The following is a 17,972-nucleotide window of genomic DNA, read 5'->3' as shown; positions in this document are numbered from 1 at the left end:
CTAGTTGGTCCGCTTCCCAGCACCAGACTTGCGACTAATCACCCGCGAGAAGATGGCTATCGCGATGAGGCCCACTACCGCAGCAATGCCTGCTGGCCACGCGACGGGCGCGCTGACCTGCATCGTTGCCGGCGGTTTCGGGGAACTGTGGGCGGTGAGGACGCCGTCGGTATCGCGGCCGCTGGTGACGTCCTCGATCCAATCGCGGACCTCGACCACCGACGTGATGGCAGCGCTCGGCGAAGGCAGATCCGGATCCGCGTTCGACGTACCAGCCGTGGCCACACCGACGAGGCGACCGTTAACAAAGAATGGTCCGCCCGAGTCGCCGCCCTGCATGCCCTCACCATTGAGGGACTTCACGTCCATGATGGCAGCCGCAATCATCGGGCCCACTCCCCCAAGCTCACCGGCCGGAATGCTTTCCGCGCCGTCGGGTCCAACAGCGATCTCTGGCATGTCGCCGCCCTCCATCACCTGGGGCGCGTTGGACGAACCAGGGGCGGGAGCGACCATTCCACCGGGAGCAGGCACTGCCATGTCACCAGGAGCCATAGCCTCGGTATCCCCCGGCGCCACCGGCGTCATCTTCTGGCCGGATTCGTCTGGGCTTGCCGGCGGGGTGCCGCCGGATAGCAATTCGCCGACTTCCATCTCGGCCATCGGCAGCTGGCCTTTGCGGGCCATGCGGGAGCTACTACTCCAGCCGTAAAAGTGACCTTTCTCGCCGGCGGTGGGGACCGCATCCGCGAGCTTAGCTGGCTTAATGCCCTCGACGGGCTCGGTCAGGTGCATGAGGCCGGCGTCGATAGTCGGCGAAACAGCCCAGGAGTCCACGTCATAGACGCGAGTGTCCTTGCCCTGGCCAAAGCGGGCCTGCGAGCCCTCGTTGTTGACGGACTCCAAGCAGTGGCGGGCGGTCAGCACCCACTGCTCAGCCACCAGCGTGCCCGTGCAATCGCCAAAGTTGCCGATCTTGCCCATGCGCAGCGCAGCCACGGCAGCGCTTTCCTCCGATTGCGGAGCGGGCTGCGCAAACTCCAAGGCCATGGCCGGCGCAGCGCCTAGCCCCACGACCAGAGAGCTGGCCACAACAGCAGTTATCTTTCGTGCCACCATTACGCGGCCACCTCCTTGATTGCCCAAGCCACGGCCCTCTCGGCCGGGCCCTTTCCACAGAACTTCTTCCACAGCGCGCTCAACAGTAGGAACGCGAGCACAAAGCCCAGTGCCGCCATGGTGTTGTGTAGGGAGACGTGTGCCTGCCAGTAGCGTGCGGTGAGAATGTGCAGGATATAGATGGTCAACGACATCGAGCCCAATGCCGCGAAGGGGAAGGTCAAGCGCGGCAGGTGACGGCCAATGATCAGGCACAGGTGCAGCACCACCGCGGTGACCGCCACGGAGAGAAGGATTTCACCAAGCACGCCCGTATGCCCGGTAAAGCGCAGCCAGCCGGCGATATCCGGGTTAAAGCGCTGCCACAGGCCGATGCCAGTAACGACGACGGCCACCGCGGTCGTGACGATCTGGGTGCGGGTGGGGCGGGTGAGGTAGACGTCGTAAAGCAGCATGCCCGCCACCATGTACGCCAGGAATGCCACGAGGGGGTAGACCTGTGGGAGGGTGTAGGGCGCGTAGAGCACCGTGGCGCCCGCGGTGGCCAGCACGAAGAGCAGGACCTTCCAGACGGTGGCCAGCGGCGGCACCCAGGCGGTGAGAGCCATGGCCGCGCCCATCACGACGAGGACGACCTGAATCTCGCCGCCGACGGGCAACAGCGCCACGCCGATGAGCATGACAATCAGGCCGCGGGCGACCAGCTTGAGGAAGACTCGCAGCGAGTAGTCGCGGGCAAGAATCATCATCGTGGTACCTGCAATGATGGCAAAGCCCGCCGCCGGCAGCCCGGAGAGCACCACTTTGGCGCTCCACACCAGGTTGGCCATGTGCAGAATAATCATCCCGATGATGGCCAAGGAACGAGCAATATCGAGGCCCACTATTCGGGCACGCGCTGACACCTATTCATCTCCTTGCAATTGAAAACGTTTAAAGACCGACCAGTGGCTCTGGCCGGTCTTCTTATTTGTGTGTGTTTTCAGCTCTGCATTTCACTCAGCGCTGCGTGATATGCGTCTCAGCGGCTAAGAGCGATGGCTTTCTCATCTTGCACGAGGTAAATGCGCTCAGGGGTTGCGGAGGCATCGGGGTCCACCTTCACCGTTACTGGTCTTTGAAGAAAGTCAATGAGGGCCCCGTCCGATTGCGGGCCAAAGCAGATGTTGTCTGACATCAAATCCCACGTGATATCAATCTCACTAGCCTCGTTGCTCTCAAAGTGGAAGCCGGCGTTATCGCAGGAGAACTCCAAGTACTGATCCCTAAAGTTCACGTAAAAAGAATCCGGCTGCTGTGCAGACTTCCACTCGGAATTCACCACAAACTCCATCTGCTGTGCATTGGCGGTGACCAGGCCTGCGGGCGTGCTGGTAATAATGTTGCGCTGTGAGGATCCAGCTTCCGCTATGCCTGAGCTTCCCGGCAGCTCCGAGGAGCCAGCAAAAGAGAAGAGGGAGGAAATCAAAAGCAGGATAGCGGAGAGAATCGCTTGAATCATGGGCCAAAGTATAGCCCCAGGTGAAGGATCGGTGTTTGCATTCTGTTTGCACCGTGTTTGCACTCACTTCGGTTTACCTGGGATTACTCGGGGCTACTTTTAGGCGACTAAAACGCGAAGAAACCCCCAGGCTACCCGGTGTTTATACCGTTTAACCTGGGGGTTTAGGTGGTGCGCCCGGAGGGATTCGAACCCCCAACCTTCTGATCCGTAGTCAGATGCTCTATCCGTTGAGCTACGGGCGCAGTCCGTTGGTTTGCAGTGCTTGACGCCGGAGCGTTTGTTCTCTGCTGTGCAACGAGGAATAACTATACCCACACTCCAGAAAACTGACAAATCCCGATGTCAATGCATGTTTTCTACCCAAGAAATGGGCATAGCAATTCACCCCGTGTTCACCTTAAGGAGAGGCTAGACGAGGGTGGCCACTTCGGCGTCGGAAAGCACGGCGTCACGGAAAGCCTGCAGAGTGGACTCGTGGTCGAAGTCGACGCCAATGAGCACGAGCTCGGTGCCGGGAGTGACGCCATTGGCCGCCCACATGGAGGCCGGCATGATCTGCAGGTTGGGACCAGCCTGCTGCCAGGCGTGGGCCACGCGCAGATCGGTATCAATCCAGCAATAGCCCTTCGAACGCACGAGGCCGGTGCTAGCACGCAAGGCCTTGAGCAGGCGCTCGCGGTTAAAAGGACGGTCAGCGCGGAAGACCACCGAAGAAATGCCATATTCCTCGGTTTCGGGGGTGTGCGGGTTAGCCAGCTCCTCCGCGTAGCCATGGTAGGTCGCGGCGGTGGCGGCGTCGTAAAGGTGGGCGTCGAGAACCAACGCGGGATCAATGACACCGTTGGTCACCGGCACGACGCGGGCGCGGGGGTTCATGGCACGCACGGTGGCGATGACACGCTCGGTTTCGGCGGCCTCCACCAGGTCGGTCTTGGTGATGAGGATGAGATCGGCGAACTCGACTTGGTCCACGAGCAAATCGGCAATGGTCCGGTCGTCGCCGGGTGTGGCCTCAATATTCTCAGAAACCAAGCTGCAGCCGCGGCGCAATTGGAAAAGGAACGTAGAGGCGTCCACGAGGGAGACCATGGTGTCGATGGGGGCGGCGTCGGCAAGCGTGGTCCCATCTTCAAATTCCCACTCGAAAGTGGCAGCGACAGGCATGGGCTCAGAAATGCCGGTGGACTCGATGACAATCTGGTCGAACCGGCCGGAACGAGCCAGCTTGCCGACGGACTCAATGAGATCCTCGCGCAACGTGCAACAGATGCAGCCGTTGGAGAGCTCAACGAAGCGGTCTTCGCCGCGTTCAAGATGGCCCTCGCCGGCGACGAGGGCGGCATCGATGTTGACCTCGGAGAAGTCATTAACCACAACTGCCAGCTTGCGCCCCTCGCGGTTGGCCAACAGGTGGTTAAGAACAGTGGTCTTTCCGCTGCCTAAAAATCCGGACAGCACGGTAACGGGTGTAGCCATCCCGTAATGATAACGTTTTGCATTAATTGAGGGCTACAGAACCAACCCAAAGACCGGAACAGCAAGCAGATAGACGGTGATGGTGATGAGCACGCAGCCGATCAGGTTGAGGCCGACACCGCCCTTGATCATGTCGCCGATCTTGACGTAGCCAGAGCCGTAGGCAATCGCGTTTGGCGGGGTTGCCACCGGCAGCATGAAGGCACAGGTTGCGGCCAGCGCCACCGGAATGGTGAGCAGTAGAACGTTGATGTCGCCATTTTCGGTCAGTCCGATACCCACGGCCACACCACCCATAATCGGCAGGAAGGTCGCAGCCGTCGCAGTGTTAGAGGTGATCTCCGTCAGGAAGAGCACAAGCAGAGCCACCGAACCGATGAGCAGGATGATGGGCAGGCCACCCAGCCCCTTGGCCATCTCACCAATCCATAGGGACAGACCAGACTTGTTGAACATCGAGGACAGGGACAGACCACCACCGAAGAGCAGGAGCACGTCCCAGGGCATCTCATTCGCGGTCTTCCAGTCCAGCAGGCGCACACCGGTCTTTGCATCAGCCGGGATGGTAAAGAGCAACAGGCCAGCGGCGATACCCACGATAGCGTCGTCGTAGTTCGATTCCTTGCCGGTGAAGAACGGGATAATCACCCAAGCCAGGGCAGCGCACAAGAAGATGATGCCCGTCATCACCTGCGGGCCGGTCCATGGGCCCAGCTTCTCAATCTCAGAATCGATGAGCTCACGGCCGCCAGGAATCTTGTCCATCTCCGGCTTGAACACGGTAATCAGCATGAACCAGGCAATGAACAGGAAGATGAATGCCAGCGGCATGCCCACCAACATCCATTTACCAAAGCCGAGGACGATTCCGTGGGTTTCCTTCATGTAGCCCATCAGCAGGGCGTTCGGTGGGGTACCGATGAGCGTGCCCAGCGAGCCAATCGACGCCGAGTAGGCAATACCCAGCATGAGGGCCGTAGCGAAATTCTTCTGGTTAGCCATGCCACCCACGGCATCAGCAGTAAGGGAAAGAACCGAAATACCAATCGGCAGCATGACCACTGCGGTAGCGGTGTTGGACACCCACATGGACAAGAAGCCGGTAGCCAGCATGAAGCCGAGAATCAACTGCTTGGGCGAGGTACCAACGACCTTCACCACAAACAACGCCATGCGACGGTGCAGGTTCCAGCGCTGCAGAGCCAAAGCGATGAGGAAGCCACCCATGAACAAGAAAATCGTGGACGAGGCATAGGGCGCACCCACATCCTTGATGCTGCCCACACCTGCCAGCGGGAAGATGACCAGCGGCAAAAGCGCGGTGGCGGCCAGCGGGATGGCCTCCGTCATCCACCACACGCCCATGAGAATGGTCACGGCCGCAACGGCGCGCAGCGCACCTTGAGTGTATTCCGTGTCATCCTTAGCACCGGGTGATTGCAGCACGGTATCGACGGCGTTGCTCGGGAAAATAAACCACACGAGAGCAGCCAAAACGAGCCCGAGGATAAGGCCAATAGCCATGCGACGCCATTCGCGCGTATCAACGCCGTGGTCGTCTTCGCCCTCCGTGTGCGATGTTGAGACGTGAGTGTGCGGGGTAGTCATCTGCCCCCTCCTTTTCCTGGTTAACCAGCCCCCCATTCAGCCGAGAGAGAGTTATTAGGATCGCCGAATGGGCCTACAGCTTCAGGTTATCGAGGTCACAGACCGCCAACAAACACTTTCCGATCATTACCCCCGCTAGCGTCATAAAATCACCCCTGTTAGCAAACTCTATTGCAGAACAACTGCAAAGTTTGCTCACCAATCTGTGGGCACTCCCCACCCAATTCCCCCTCCTCCGCAGATCCCCAGACCTCGATCCCGCAACCTGCAGGGCGTCGCCAAGCGCTTGCCGACGCCCCACCGCCCACCAGGGAGTTTCGGGATCGAGGTCTGGGGGTATGCGGTTGTGGAAGTCTAAGCCGAGCTACCACAACGCAAAGAAGGCCACCGCGCCGAGGAGCATCGTCCCCAGCGCAACGGCGGCGAGCGCTGGGGCACCGGGGAGGGCAGGTGATTCGGCCCGAGCCAGGATCTCATCAGCATGGCGAAGCTTGGCGGTGGCCAACCACAGCACAACACCCACTACTACTCCAACAATCAGAGCCGCCCATGGCGCAACGGAACGAACGACTAGCAAACCCGCGATGAGGCCGGCTAGACCCGTGCGCTGCCAGGCTAAGCGGGTGCGCTCGGGTTGGAGGCCGGGATCAAAAAGCTCGCTCACGCTAGCAGCTCGCCCACCAGAATCATCAGGCCGATGATGATCACCACGCCAACAATCAACGCCAACGCCGGACTGGCCGGGAGCGGACGCCCATGGCGCATCGCGCGCTCGGAGGCACCCCAGTGAAACCACGCCACCGCCGGCAGGATGATGGCCACGAGCAGCATGATGACAGAGACGACGCGAGTCAGCGTGGTGTTCAGCGGCAGCTCGAAGGTCTCCAGAGCCACACCACCCGCGATAAAGGCCAACGACGTGCGGATCCACGCCAAAAAGGTGCGCTCATTAGCCATGCTGAAGCGCGGGTCGGGTTCCTCCCCTGTTCCATACACCGAGCCCGGGAAACGTGCCTTCGTCATAGGCGCTACTGTAGCCTCCCACTCCTAACTCCACAGCGCGAGGCACCCCAGACGCCGTGCCTAGGACTGCGAGAAGGCCTCCAGATCCGCGGGGCTACCGGCGACGACGATGAGGTCGCGGTGGGTGAGCTCGGTGCCGTCGACAAGCGGGCGCCATTGGCCGGGCCCCTCACAGCGTGAGATGAGCTGAACGTTGTGCTCTTCCCACACCTGGTGCAGGTTGAGCGGGCCCTTGCTTATCGACGCCGGCGGGGTCATCGCCGTCACGCCATAGTCGGTGGCGATCTCCGCAAAATCCTCGAAGCGCCCGCCCAACAGGTGCGCCACGCGGCGGCCCGTATCGCGCTCCGGGCGGATCACGTGGTGCACTCCCAGTTGGCGCAGGATACGGGCGTGCGCATCCGAATCGGCCTTGGCCCAGATATCGCTCACCCCGAGTTCCACGAGGTTGGAGGCCGTAAGGATGGAATCCTCCAGATCCGAACCGATGGCCACGACCACGCGCTCTACCTCATCGACGCCGAGCTGGCGAAGCGCCTCAGCGTCCGTGGTATCCGCGGTCACCGCTTCAGTGAGGAACGCGGCGTGCTCGCGCACGTGCTTCTCCTCAGCATCGATGCCGAGGACCTCCACGCCATGCTCCATCAGCTCGCGGGCCAGGGAAGAACCAAACCGACCCATGCCAATGACGACGACCGGCGGGATATTAATGGAAGACTTTTCACGCCGCAGGGCGCTGAACATGTTAGCCAATGAACGGCCTTTCTTCTGGGTAGCGGTAGCGCAGGGTAATGGTCCGGGCGGCCAGTGCCGCCACGAAGGTGGTGGGTCCTACGCGGCCAACGTACATGATGAGACACAGCATGAGCTGCGATGGTGCGGACAAACTTGCGGTAATACCCGTGGACAAACCCACGGTGGCGAAGGCAGACATGACTTCGAATGTGACCTGGTCCGCGGTGAACTCGGGGTCCCAGATGCGCAGCGTCGCCACGCCGAGGGCCACGACCACCATTCCGGCGGCCGTGAGCGCGAGGGCTTGGCGGAAGGTGGACAGCGGCAGACGCCGGTGCCCGATGGAGGTGTCCTCCCGGCCCAAGAATTCCGAGATCATCGCCGCGCCTAGAACGCATGCGGTCGTCACCTTGATGCCACCCGCTGTACCGGCGGAGCCGCCGCCGATGAACATCAAGATGTCCGTCACCATCAGCGTCAACGGGTGCGCCTCACCGTAATCGATGGCGTTAAAACCTGCCGTTCGGGGCGAAGCGCTCATGAAGAAGGCGTTGATCAGTTTCTGGCCCAGCGGCATTCCATGCAGCACACCGGAGCCCTCAGAGAGGAAGAAGACCACGGTGCCACTAAGCAACAAAAACGCTGTGGCGCCCAGCGTCATCCGGGCGGTCATGGACATGCGGTGAATGCGCGGCGTGCCGCCGCGCCAGCGCGTTAGCCGTGCGCGGGCCCGTCGCACGAACTCCGCCAGCATGGGATAACCCAAGCCACCCGTAATCAGGGCGAAGGCGAGAGGAATCAGAATCCAGCCATCAGCAGCGAAGGAGATAACGCTGTCTGAATAGGTACTAAACCCTGCGTTATTGAAGGCCGAAATGGCGTGGAATACTCCTTCCCACGCTGCGCGCCCAGGTGCCACACCATGCTCGGTGGCTAGGCGCACGCCGATGAACACAGCGACGATGGCCTCGCAGATCAGGGTCATGACCACGGTAAGCAAGAGCGCGCGGCGAATGCCGCCGGAGGCCACGGCGCGGCCCTCCGCAGCCATGGTCCGGCGGGCTTTGAAGCTGATACGGCCGGTCAACAGCATGCCCGACAGCGACGCCAAACTCATGATGCCCAGCCCTCCCAGCTGGATGAGCGCGATGATGACCGCTTGGCCGAAGGACGTCCAATAGGTCCCGGTGTCCTCCACCACCAGACCCGTCAAAGAGACCGCCGAGGTCGCCGTAAAAAGCGCTGGCAGGAACGGGGTCCACTGCGGAACGTTGGCGGAAATCGGCAGCATCAGCAGCAGCGTTCCCACGAGGATGAGCAGGATAAAGCCCACGGCGGTGAGCCGAGCCGGGCCCAAGAAATGACCGCGTTTCACAGCGCTTCACACTACGCTTCGCGCCCTCTTAAATCACCCCCATTCCCTGTGAATTTGCCGGCAATTTTATAGTTATATCTTTTGTAATAACTGCTCGAAAGGTAGTTTCCCATTAGACAATCGAACGACAGGTATTAGGAACGAATCGGCCCTTTACCCGGATATGAAAGCGAGGCCACCATGGATCATAAAGCGACCACGCACACGGCGGACGGCGCTGAAGCTGCCAAACCAAGAATCGAATGGCCAACCATCAAGGCTATTCTCGCCGCATCCAGCGGCAACCTTGTGGAATGGTTTGATTTTTATATCTACGCCTTCTTCAGCGTCTATTTTGCAGACCAGTTCTTCAGCGGCACTGGTGAAACCGGTGCGCTCATGAAGTCTGCGGGCGTCTTCTTTGTCGGGTTCCTCATGCGCCCTATCGGCGGTTACGTCTTCGGGCGCATCGCCGACCGCTATGGTCGCAAGCGCTCAATGCTGATCGCCATCATCATGATGTGCGCCGGCTCCCTCCTCTTTGCGGCCTTGCCCACCGCGGCGACCGTTGGCGCCTGGGCTCCAGTACTGATGCTCATCGTGCGCTGCATCCAGGGACTCTCCGTGGGTGGTGAGTACGGAGCAACGGCCACCTACATGTCTGAGATTGCTTCCTCAGGACGCCGCGGCTTCTACTCCTCCTTCCAATACGTCACGCTCATCGGCAGGCAATTGCTGGCCAGCCTCCTCGCCGTCATCATGACCTCCACGCTGGGAGAAGAAGCAATCACAAATGGGTGGTGGCGCCTGCCTTTCGTAATCGGTGCACTCGCCGCTGTGGTAAGCCTCTGGCTACGAAACGGTCTTGAAGAAACGACGTCGAGCACCGAGCGCAGTGAGGAGGGAGCCGGAACACTTCGCCAACTCATGCAGCACCCGCGCTCGTTCTGGGTCGTCCTTGGTATTACCGCAATCGGCTCACTGACCTTCTACACCTACACCACATACATGCAGAAGTTCCTCATCAATACGGGTGGTTTTGCCAAAGGCGACGTTGCCCGGACGATGACAGTATGCCTCTTCGTCTTTATGATCCTGCAGCCGCTGACAGGCTTGCTTTCTGACAAGATCGGCCGCAAGAACACCATCCTCATTTTCGGTGTGGCATCCACGGTCGGCACCATCCCCGCCTTCATGCTCCTGGAAGCCCAATCCACTCTGATCGGCGCCGGGGCAGTCATCATTCTCATCTTCGTCTTCGAAAGCGGCTACACCTCGATTTCCGGAATTCTCAAAGCCGAGATGTTCCCCACCTACATCCGCGGCCTCGGCGTGGGATTCACCTACGCCGTAGGCAACTCGCTCTTCGGCGGCTCGGCCGAATACGTCGCTCTGGGTCTAAAGAACGCCGGTCATGCTAACGCCTTCCCCATTTATGTCACTGTCATGGCGGCGCTGGGTGTGGTTGCCATGCTCTTCCTACATGACAGCCGCACTCACTCCACAATCGACAACCCCGAAAGCAGCGCCTACGCCAAGAAATAGGCGCTACATCAGCTTGGTCTTGTCCAAGGTCTCCACCCAGCCGTTGGTGAATTTCTCCAACGGCTTGTGGAAGACCACGCCCAGAACAAGCATCGGTACAGCAAAGAGCAGCAGGCACAGCAACGCCAGCCAGTAATCACCGTGGTAGGTTCCGGCGATAGCCGCGCGGAAAGCACGGATGGTATAGGTCGCCGGCAGCCACGGGCTAATGTTCTGGAACCAGTCCGGGAGCACCTGCAAGGGGTAGGCACCGCCCGACGACGATACTTGGACCACCAGCATGAGCACCGCTAGGGCCTTGCCCGCGTTGGCGAAGGACACCACGAAGGTGTAGCAAATCAGCATAAAGATGAGCGAGCTAACCCAGCCCGCCAACAGCATGAGAATCGGGTGCGCGGGCTCAATGCCCACGAAGAAGATGAGGCCCAGAATCAGCATCGTCGACTGCACGAGGCCAACCGCGGCAAACATTCCGAAGCGGCCGAAGAAGCGCTGCATCGGCGAATATGTATCCTTATCCACCACATCCGTGCGCACGCTCACCGCAGTCAGCAGCGCGCCGACCCACAGCGCCAGCGCCGTGTACATGGGTGTCATGCCGGCACCGAAACTCTTGACTGGGTAGACCGCTTGCCTGTCGACGTCCACCGGAGCCGCAATCGCGTGCGCCAGAGCGTCCGGATCGGAACCGATGAGGTCCGCCAGCTTCTTCAGGTCACCAGATGCCGCAGCGGAGTCGATATCCTTCCGCAGGTCGCCGAACTTGTTGGCCTTATCCTGCAGGCCAGAGGCGAGCTTCTGTACTGCATCCCGAGCATCCGTCAGGGAAGAGGAATCAATGGTGACGGGAGTCTTCGCGGTATCCAGATCCGCGCTTACCTGGCCCAGGGAATCCTGCAGCGCGCGCAAGGATTCACGCAGACCAGAGGTGGAGATTCCCTCCACTGCCTTCTTGGCATTGTCGATGCTGGAGAGATCCGGCTTCGTGGGTTCGGGAGCATTCGCGGCCGCAGTGAGGCGCGCGTGGAGAGTGCGCTGCGCGTCGATGGCCTCCTCGATACGGCTGAGCGCCTTCTCTTTATCCCCGGCAGGAATTGGCAGGGCCTCAATGTGGCCGTGCAGGTTCTGATACTGGGCAATGGTGCCTTCTACCTGGCCGGCCAAGGTGTTGAGCGCGGCGACGCGGTCGGCGCGGGAGGCGGAGGCGTCGGCGTAAAGCGCATCAATGCGTTGGCGCACCACGTCATAACTAGCGCTGGTGGCATCGAGCGATTGCTGCAGCGCATCCGTGGACACGTTCAGTGAGGAAGACTGAATCTCCGGCAGCTTCAGGTCCGCCGAGTCCGCAATGCGCTGGGCGCTTTCCATGAGCGGAACCGCAGTATCCACGAGGCCAGCGAGGGAACGCGCGGTACGCGCCGCCATATCCAGCTGAGTCTGCACGCCATCCGCGCGCGCCTGCATCCGGTCCAATACAGCCTTGGTATCGCCCTTGCTCAAGAAATCGGAGAGTGAGGTGACCAGATCGAAGGACACGTTACCGACCGTCGTCGTGAAAGCCTCGGCAACCTGGGCTGACACCCCCTCTGCGCCTTGACCGGTGATCTTCGGCGCCAGCGCGTTCTTCTTCTCATTCATGTAGAAGGACAAATCCGCGGGCTGGGAACCATCCGTGTAGAAGTTCATCATGTCGGTACTGAAATCTTCGGGGAGCACGATGGCTGCGTAATACTCGCCGGACTTGGTACCTTCAATCGCCTCATCAGAGGTGGTCACAACCCAATCCAGCTGATCGTTCGCGCGCAGCTCATTGAGTACTTGGTCGCCAACGTTGATGGGCACCGGCAAAAGATCGCTCTCATAGCCGGTGTCCTTGCTGGCCACCGCCACCTTGAGCTGGCTGGTGTTATCAAAGGGATCCCAGCTAGCCAACACGTTAAACCACGTGAACAGCATCGGAATGACGACGAGACCCACGAGCATCACCGCGCTCATCACGTTGCGGCATGCGGTGCGGATATCGTTGAGGAAAAGATCGAGTGTTCCACGCATTAGTTATCCCCCTCCGTGGACTCTGCGCCGATGCGGGACGGATGAATAAGGTCATCTTCATCCAGCGTCACGAGCTCCGCGGACTGCTTCAGACTGATGCGCAGGTATTCCAGGGTGACCGCGGCGACAATGATGAGGAAGCACCACGCCGTCCAAATACCCAAGAGCAACGGCTTCTGGTCGGGCAAGAGGCCCGAGACGATGATGAGGATGACCACGCCGATAACGCCCGCGATGGCCACCATCTTGAGCCAATAGCCCCAGTTATGAGCGCGGCGGTCCAAATCCCTCTTGAGGCCACTGCGGCTATCCAGCGCCTGGATGACGTCCGCGATGCGGTAGCCGGAGCCCACAACCTGCACGTTTTCATAGTCGAAGAGTTCGGTGTCCCGCAGCTCGCGATTGAAGATGACGTTGAAGTGCGCCAACGCCTTGCGCAGTAGAAGACCGAAGACGAAGAAGAGAATGAACATGAAGGCGAGCACGCCCATCTTCTTGAAGTAATGGTTGCCGTAGAACCCGCCGATGGTTTCGCGCATGGCGTCAATGCCGTACGTGAACGGAAGCAGCGGGTAGATGCTGTGGAAGAAGCTGGGCAGCAGCTCAATCGGGTACAGGCCCGACGCACCTGGAATCTGAATGATGGCAAAGACCACGCAGAGGCCGCGGCCGAGGTGACCCAGAGACGTCGACAACCCATAGATAATGCTCAAGTAGGCCAGCCCCACGAGCACGCCCGTCAGAATGAAGGCAGGCGCGTTCACGGTCTGCACGCCGATGAGCAGATCACCCACGGTCACCGTGACGGCCTGGATGATGACCATCAGGGCCATGAGGAGGAAGCGGCCCAAGTAGGCCTGGCCCACCGTGATGCGGTCGAAGCCCTCCTTATCGACCTCAACCCGGAAGATCACCATGAGGACGAAGGCACCAATCCACAGAGAGAGGTTAGTAAACAGCGCCGCCATGGCGGAGCCGTAGCTGTCCACCGGGTACACGGTTTCGGTCTTCAGCTCGATGGGCTCCGCAAAGAATTTACCGATTTCTTCCGCGTCCAGCCCGGTGACATTTTGAACGACTTTGGAGTTCATCGCGGCACGCAGCGAACCCACATCGCCCTGCATAGCGCGCAGGCTGTCCTGCAGGGCCAGGAGGTTGGTATCGAAATCGGACAAGGTGTCCTTCGTGGCGCGCAGCTGCTGGGCCACGCCGTCCAGGAGACCATTGGCCTCCTGCATGGTTCCCTTCTGAGCTTCCAGGGTGGAGCTCAAAGCACTCGCCATGGAGCTCAGATTGCTCATGGCACGGTTGATTTCGGGCACAGCGGTGGTCACGGTATCGCGCAGCGTTTGCGAGGTGGCCTTGGTATCTGCCGCCGCCTGGTTGATGGCCTCCGCACTTGCCTGCACGTTGTCCGCTGCGGCCTGGGTATCCTTGCTCAGCGCATTCAGGTTCCCCACCAGCTGGCGGTTGGATTCATTGCCCTCATCGAGGCGCTGGATGGCGTCATCGATCTCCTTGGCCACCTGCGGTGAAAGCGTTGCGGAATCGCGCAACGCCTTAAGCTGCGCAATCGATTCCGCACTCGCGTCAATAGCAGTGTTCGCCCGTTGCGTGGCGTAATCGAAACGGTCACCGGCCTGGTTCAGGCCAGCTGTGACATCCGCAATGGATTCCTGCGCCTGTGCGGTGCCGTCTGCCACCGCACTTGCGCCACTGACGAAGGCACCGGTGGTCTGGTCGGTGAAGTCACCGATGCCCCCTTGGGCCTGCTCGACTAGGGAGGAGACCTCGGCGAGGGCTGTTTGGGCGTCGCCCAGCGCAGCACTCACATCAGCCACCGTGGACTTGGCGCCCAACGTGGAATCAGCAGCGGCGTCAAGCTTTCCCTGGATCCGCGCGAGGTTCTCACGGTTACCGTCAATCTCCTGCGCGGTCTCCCCGAACGCGGAGCTGGTGTTGTTCATCGCCCGCGTGACTTTTCGCTCGAAGTCAGTACCGGTGTCCTTGACGTTCTCCGCCGCGACGGTGGCCACCTGCTCCTTGAAGGCCGCCGTGATCTGCTTGTCCAGACCTTTGGCACCGGTATCCGTAATCTTCACGGCGATGGCGTTGTTCTTCTCGTTGACGCGGTAAACCAGTTGCGGCTGCGTGAACTTCCCGTCGAGCATGCTCACGAGGTTCTCGCTGAAGTCCTCAGGAATCGTCACCGAGGCATACACGTCTCCCTCTAAAAGGGCTTTCTCGGCTTCGTCGCGCTCGAGGAATTGCCAGCCTAGCTGGTCATTCTTTTTGAGTTTCTCAATGACCTCGCTGCCGACATCTATCTTCCCCGTCAGCTCGTTGTTAGCACCCTTATCCTCGTTGACCACGGCCACCTTGATGTTGTTGGTATGGCCGTAGGGGTCACGAAAAGCCGCGATGTTCACCCATGAATACAACGCGGGGGTGATGATAAGCCCGATGAGGATGATCCACGCCCTGGGGACGCGGCCAAGCCTGGCTACATCTCTAATAAAAATCTTCCAACTTTGGCGCACTGAAGGCAGTGTACCCGTTGAAGCTTCGAGTCTCTAACCTGCCGAAATACATAAAGTAATTTAAATAATTAACAAATAAGCTTTAACATGGTTTGCCGGATCAAACCCCTGGCTTGAACATATGGCGATGAAAACTAGACTTCAAGTAGTTGAACTTTTGGTATGGAGATGCCTATGCGTAAGACCTTAATCAGCCTCACCGGCCCCGCCTTCGTTGCTGCAGTGGCTTACGTCGACCCCGGCAACGTAGCCGCCAACATCAGCGCCGGCTCCCACTACGGCTACCTCCTGGTGTGGGTACTCGTCGTGGCCAACCTCATGGCCATGTTCATCCAGTACCACTCCGCCAAACTGGGCCTAGTCACCCACCGCTCCCTGCCGGAAATCATGGGCGAGCGTCTCTCCCGCCGCGCGCGCCTAGGCATGTGGGCCCAGGCCGAGCTCATCGCCGCGGCCACCGACCTCGCCGAAGTCATCGGCGGCGCCATTGCCCTGCAACTCCTCTTCAACCTCCCCCTGTTCGCGGGCGCGCTCATCATCGGCGCGGTCTCCATCATTCTCCTCATCTTCCAGAAGAAGAACCAGTGGTTCGAGGGGCTTGTCATCGGCCTGCTCCTGGTCATCTGCATCGGCTTCCTTGCCGGCCTCGCCATCGCCCCGCCCGACCCCGCCGACGTGGCCGGCGGCCTCATCCCCCGCCTAGAGGGCAAGGACAGCATCCTGCTGGCCGCCTCCATGTTGGGCGCCACCGTCATGCCGCACGCCATTTACCTACACTCCTCCCTGACCAAGCAGCGCTACCCCGACCTGGAAATCCCCCACGTGCTGGCCGGCACCCGCGCGGACATCGCCGTGGCGCTGTCCATCGCCGGGCTCGTCAACGTGGGCCTGCTGGTCCTGGCGGGCTCGGCCCTCTACGGCGTGGACGGCACAGAGACCATCTCCGGGGCCCACACGGCGATTGCCAGCCACCTCGGCCCGCTGGCCGGCGTTCTCTTCGCCATCGGCCTGCTGGCCAGCGGCCTCGCCTCGACGTCAGTGGGCGCCTACGCCGGCTCCGAAATCATGGACGGCCTGCTTCACATCAAGGTCCCCCTACTAGTCCGCCGCCTGGTCACGCTCATCCCGGCGCTGGTCATCATCGGCTGCGGGGTCGACCCCACTATGGCACTGGTGGTCAGCCAGGCACTTCTTTCCCTGGGCATCCCCTTCGCCATCATCCCGCTTTTCCGCTATGCCGGCTCCCGGGACGTCATGGGTGAGTTCGCCGCGAAACCCTGGTCTATGGCCGTGGGCTGGACGCTTGCCGCGCTGGTCATCGCACTCAATCTCGCCCTCGTGCTCCTGCCGCTGCTCTAGGCCGCCTACAATCAGCAGCCATGATTGAAGTAGCAGCCGTCGTCATCCGCAACCCACAAGGCCACGTGCTTACCGTGCGCAAGAAGTCCTCCACCAAGTACCAACTGCCCGGCGGCAAGCCTGAGGTGGGCGAGGCGCTTGTCGACGCCGCCCTGCGCGAAGTCTCCGAAGAAGTTGGCCTCACCCTCGACGCCGAGAGCCTCAACGAACTCGGCACCTTCGACGCCCCCGCAGCCAACGAACCGGGCGAGGTCGTCGTCGGCACCATCTTCACCTACACCCGCACCGTCACCACCGACGAACCCAACGCCGCCGCCGAAATCGGGGACACCGCCTGGGTCAACCCAGCTGCACCCGACCGCGAGCTTGCGCACCTGTTGCGTGACCGCGTCTTCCCCGCGCTGGCTGGGTAGGTACGTTTTCGTAAATTGCATCTCGAAGCCACAGGCCGCATCGCCTGTTTCTACGCATCTGTAGCAGCGCACCTCCGCGCCCATTTTCTCGGCTCATCAACATAAGACAGAGGCAGGTCCGCTGAAATACCCACCCCTACTCAGGCATTTACTTCTTCCCGCTGGGAAGAAACACAAGGACAATGACCAAAACTGCTAGAGCAATCGTGACAGCATACGGCCATTGAACATAAACGGAAAGCGTCATCAGAATAACGCCAATAGTGGCCAAGATTTTTTTCCACATAAATTATTCTCCCTAACCGGTAGATTCTCTTTGACTGCTCTCCAGACAGTTCAGCAACGTCCATATGGCGAAATTCCAAGCACGCTACCCTAAAACCTTCGCCATTTAGTGCAACGATAGTTTTCAAAAACCAACCCGCTGAGGAAGTGCTTTAACTGGAGCGAGAACTGATACTGCCGCAATCAGCACTACCAGAGGCGCACATTTCTTGGGGGCAATACATGCCCTTATCCCTTTCGCGAGAAGATGGCCGAGAACTCGGACACCCCCTAGAGTTACATGTGGTAGACAAATTTGGAAGCAAAAAATGGAAACCGTAGACGAACGTATACACTTCCCCAAAAATCCTTGCGAGAGCCCGCAAGAGGGCGTATCTTGCCGCAATTCGCCCTGCTGACATTTAGCCTCCTTTAGGCTTCGGCCTACCTGCTGCTTCTGTCATTGTCGGCACCATCTTCACCTGCACACGCACCGTCACCACCGACGAGCCCCACGCCGCCGCCGAAATCGGCGACACCGCCTGGGTCAACCCAGCTGCACCCGACCGCGAACTTGCGCATCTGTTGCGCGACCGCGTCTTCCCCGCGCTGGCCTAGCGCCAACTGTCAACACTTCGGCGTCATTGACCCCGAAGCCATCAAGAGCTACCCTTTTGAACATGTTCACTGAACACGTTCACCCATCGCGTTCGGCCGCCAAAGCTGGCACCGACAGCAAGGTCCTGGCCACCGCCTACGAACTCTTCCTCACTCAGGGCTACGCCACCACCAGCATCCGGACTATCGCATCCGAAGCTGGCGTTAGCGTGGGAACCGTCATGGGAGTCGGCGACAAACAAACGCTGCTCATCCGCACCATTGGCCAACACATTTCAGAACTCCACGATGACATCCGGGGACAATCCGATAGCCTTCTCGATGTCCTGATGAGGTTACCCTCGTTTAGTGGACACCCTATT

Annotated in this window: 15 protein-coding genes and 1 tRNA gene; 4 read left to right on the top strand and 12 right to left on the bottom strand. The window is 60.2% G+C overall.

Annotation, left to right across the window (positions count from 1 at the left end; translation table 11 throughout):
- The 10 genes from HMPREF2967_RS05715 to HMPREF2967_RS05670 form a co-directional block, all read right to left on the bottom strand.
- Positions 1-1,119, bottom strand: a complete 1,119-nt coding sequence (locus tag HMPREF2967_RS05715) for a trypsin-like serine protease (RefSeq protein ID WP_070685414.1) — start codon at positions 1,117-1,119, stop codon at positions 1-3.
- Complete coding sequence (locus HMPREF2967_RS05710; protein ID WP_070685412.1) at positions 1,119-2,024, bottom strand: DUF418 domain-containing protein; 906 nt, start codon at positions 2,022-2,024, stop codon at positions 1,119-1,121. Before HMPREF2967_RS05710 ends, HMPREF2967_RS05715 begins: the two co-directional genes overlap by 1 nt.
- A 116-nt stretch (positions 2,025-2,140) precedes the next feature.
- Positions 2,141-2,620, bottom strand: coding sequence for a hypothetical protein (locus HMPREF2967_RS05705; protein ID WP_232770680.1), 480 nt, complete (start codon positions 2,618-2,620; stop codon positions 2,141-2,143).
- Between the two features lie 169 nt (positions 2,621-2,789).
- Positions 2,790-2,865: transfer RNA gene (locus HMPREF2967_RS05700), tRNA-Arg, on the bottom strand.
- Between the two features lie 166 nt (positions 2,866-3,031).
- A complete protein-coding gene (locus HMPREF2967_RS05695) occupies positions 3,032-4,099 on the bottom strand; it encodes a GTP-binding protein (protein ID WP_070685408.1) in 1,068 nt (355 codons plus the stop codon).
- Between the two features lie 33 nt (positions 4,100-4,132).
- Positions 4,133-5,707: an SLC13 family permease gene (locus HMPREF2967_RS05690; RefSeq protein WP_070685406.1), complete on the bottom strand. Its 1,575-nt coding sequence runs from the start codon at positions 5,705-5,707 to the stop codon at positions 4,133-4,135.
- A gap of 364 nt (positions 5,708-6,071) precedes the next feature.
- Positions 6,072-6,371 carry a DUF202 domain-containing protein gene (locus HMPREF2967_RS05685; protein ID WP_070685405.1) on the bottom strand — a complete coding sequence of 100 codons (300 nt, stop codon included), beginning with the start codon at positions 6,369-6,371 and terminating at the stop codon, positions 6,072-6,074.
- Positions 6,368-6,730, bottom strand: a complete 363-nt coding sequence (locus HMPREF2967_RS05680; RefSeq protein ID WP_070670822.1) for a YidH family protein — start codon at positions 6,728-6,730, stop codon at positions 6,368-6,370. The genes HMPREF2967_RS05685 and HMPREF2967_RS05680 overlap by 4 nt, the downstream gene beginning before the upstream one ends.
- 60 nt (positions 6,731-6,790) lie before the next feature.
- A complete protein-coding gene (locus HMPREF2967_RS05675; protein ID WP_070685403.1) occupies positions 6,791-7,474 on the bottom strand; it encodes a potassium channel family protein in 684 nt (227 codons plus the stop codon).
- 1 nt (position 7,475) lies between these two features.
- Positions 7,476-8,840 carry a TrkH family potassium uptake protein gene (locus tag HMPREF2967_RS05670; RefSeq protein WP_070685401.1) on the bottom strand — a complete coding sequence of 455 codons (1,365 nt, stop codon included), beginning with the start codon at positions 8,838-8,840 and terminating at the stop codon, positions 7,476-7,478.
- Positions 8,841-9,020: 180 nt separating this feature from the next.
- On the opposite strand from HMPREF2967_RS05670, the gene HMPREF2967_RS05665 reads away from it, so the two are divergent.
- Positions 9,021-10,364, top strand: a complete 1,344-nt coding sequence (locus HMPREF2967_RS05665) for an MFS transporter (protein WP_070685399.1) — start codon at positions 9,021-9,023, stop codon at positions 10,362-10,364.
- A gap of 3 nt (positions 10,365-10,367) precedes the next feature.
- On the opposite strand, the gene HMPREF2967_RS05660 is transcribed toward HMPREF2967_RS05665, so the two are convergent.
- Both HMPREF2967_RS05660 and HMPREF2967_RS05655 read right to left on the bottom strand, forming a co-directional pair.
- Positions 10,368-12,416, bottom strand: a complete 2,049-nt coding sequence (locus HMPREF2967_RS05660) for a YhgE/Pip domain-containing protein (RefSeq protein ID WP_070524600.1) — start codon at positions 12,414-12,416, stop codon at positions 10,368-10,370.
- The gene (locus HMPREF2967_RS05655) at positions 12,416-14,956 is read right to left on the bottom strand and encodes a YhgE/Pip domain-containing protein (RefSeq protein WP_070685397.1); all 2,541 of its coding nucleotides are present in this window, start codon (positions 14,954-14,956) and stop codon (positions 12,416-12,418) included. Before HMPREF2967_RS05655 ends, HMPREF2967_RS05660 begins: the two co-directional genes overlap by 1 nt.
- A gap of 174 nt (positions 14,957-15,130) precedes the next feature.
- On the opposite strand from HMPREF2967_RS05655, the gene HMPREF2967_RS05650 reads away from it, so the two are divergent.
- From HMPREF2967_RS05650 to HMPREF2967_RS05640, 3 genes are all read left to right on the top strand, one after another.
- The gene (locus HMPREF2967_RS05650; RefSeq protein ID WP_011272788.1) at positions 15,131-16,315 is read left to right on the top strand and encodes an Nramp family divalent metal transporter; all 1,185 of its coding nucleotides are present in this window, start codon (positions 15,131-15,133) and stop codon (positions 16,313-16,315) included.
- Positions 16,316-16,335: 20 nt separating this feature from the next.
- Positions 16,336-16,728, top strand: a complete 393-nt coding sequence (locus HMPREF2967_RS05645) for an NUDIX hydrolase (RefSeq protein WP_070685395.1) — start codon at positions 16,336-16,338, stop codon at positions 16,726-16,728.
- A 944-nt stretch (positions 16,729-17,672) separates the two neighbouring features.
- On the top strand, positions 17,673-17,972 hold a 300-nt coding region (locus tag HMPREF2967_RS05640; RefSeq protein ID WP_158014674.1), incomplete at its 3' end, for a TetR/AcrR family transcriptional regulator.

The organism is Corynebacterium sp. HMSC059E07 (assembly GCF_001814395.1).
Taxonomy (GTDB): Bacteria; Actinomycetota; Actinomycetes; order Mycobacteriales; family Mycobacteriaceae; genus Corynebacterium; species Corynebacterium hesseae.
The sequence above is the reverse complement of the archived record's forward strand: the minus strand, read 5'-3'. Positions and strand labels throughout refer to the sequence as shown.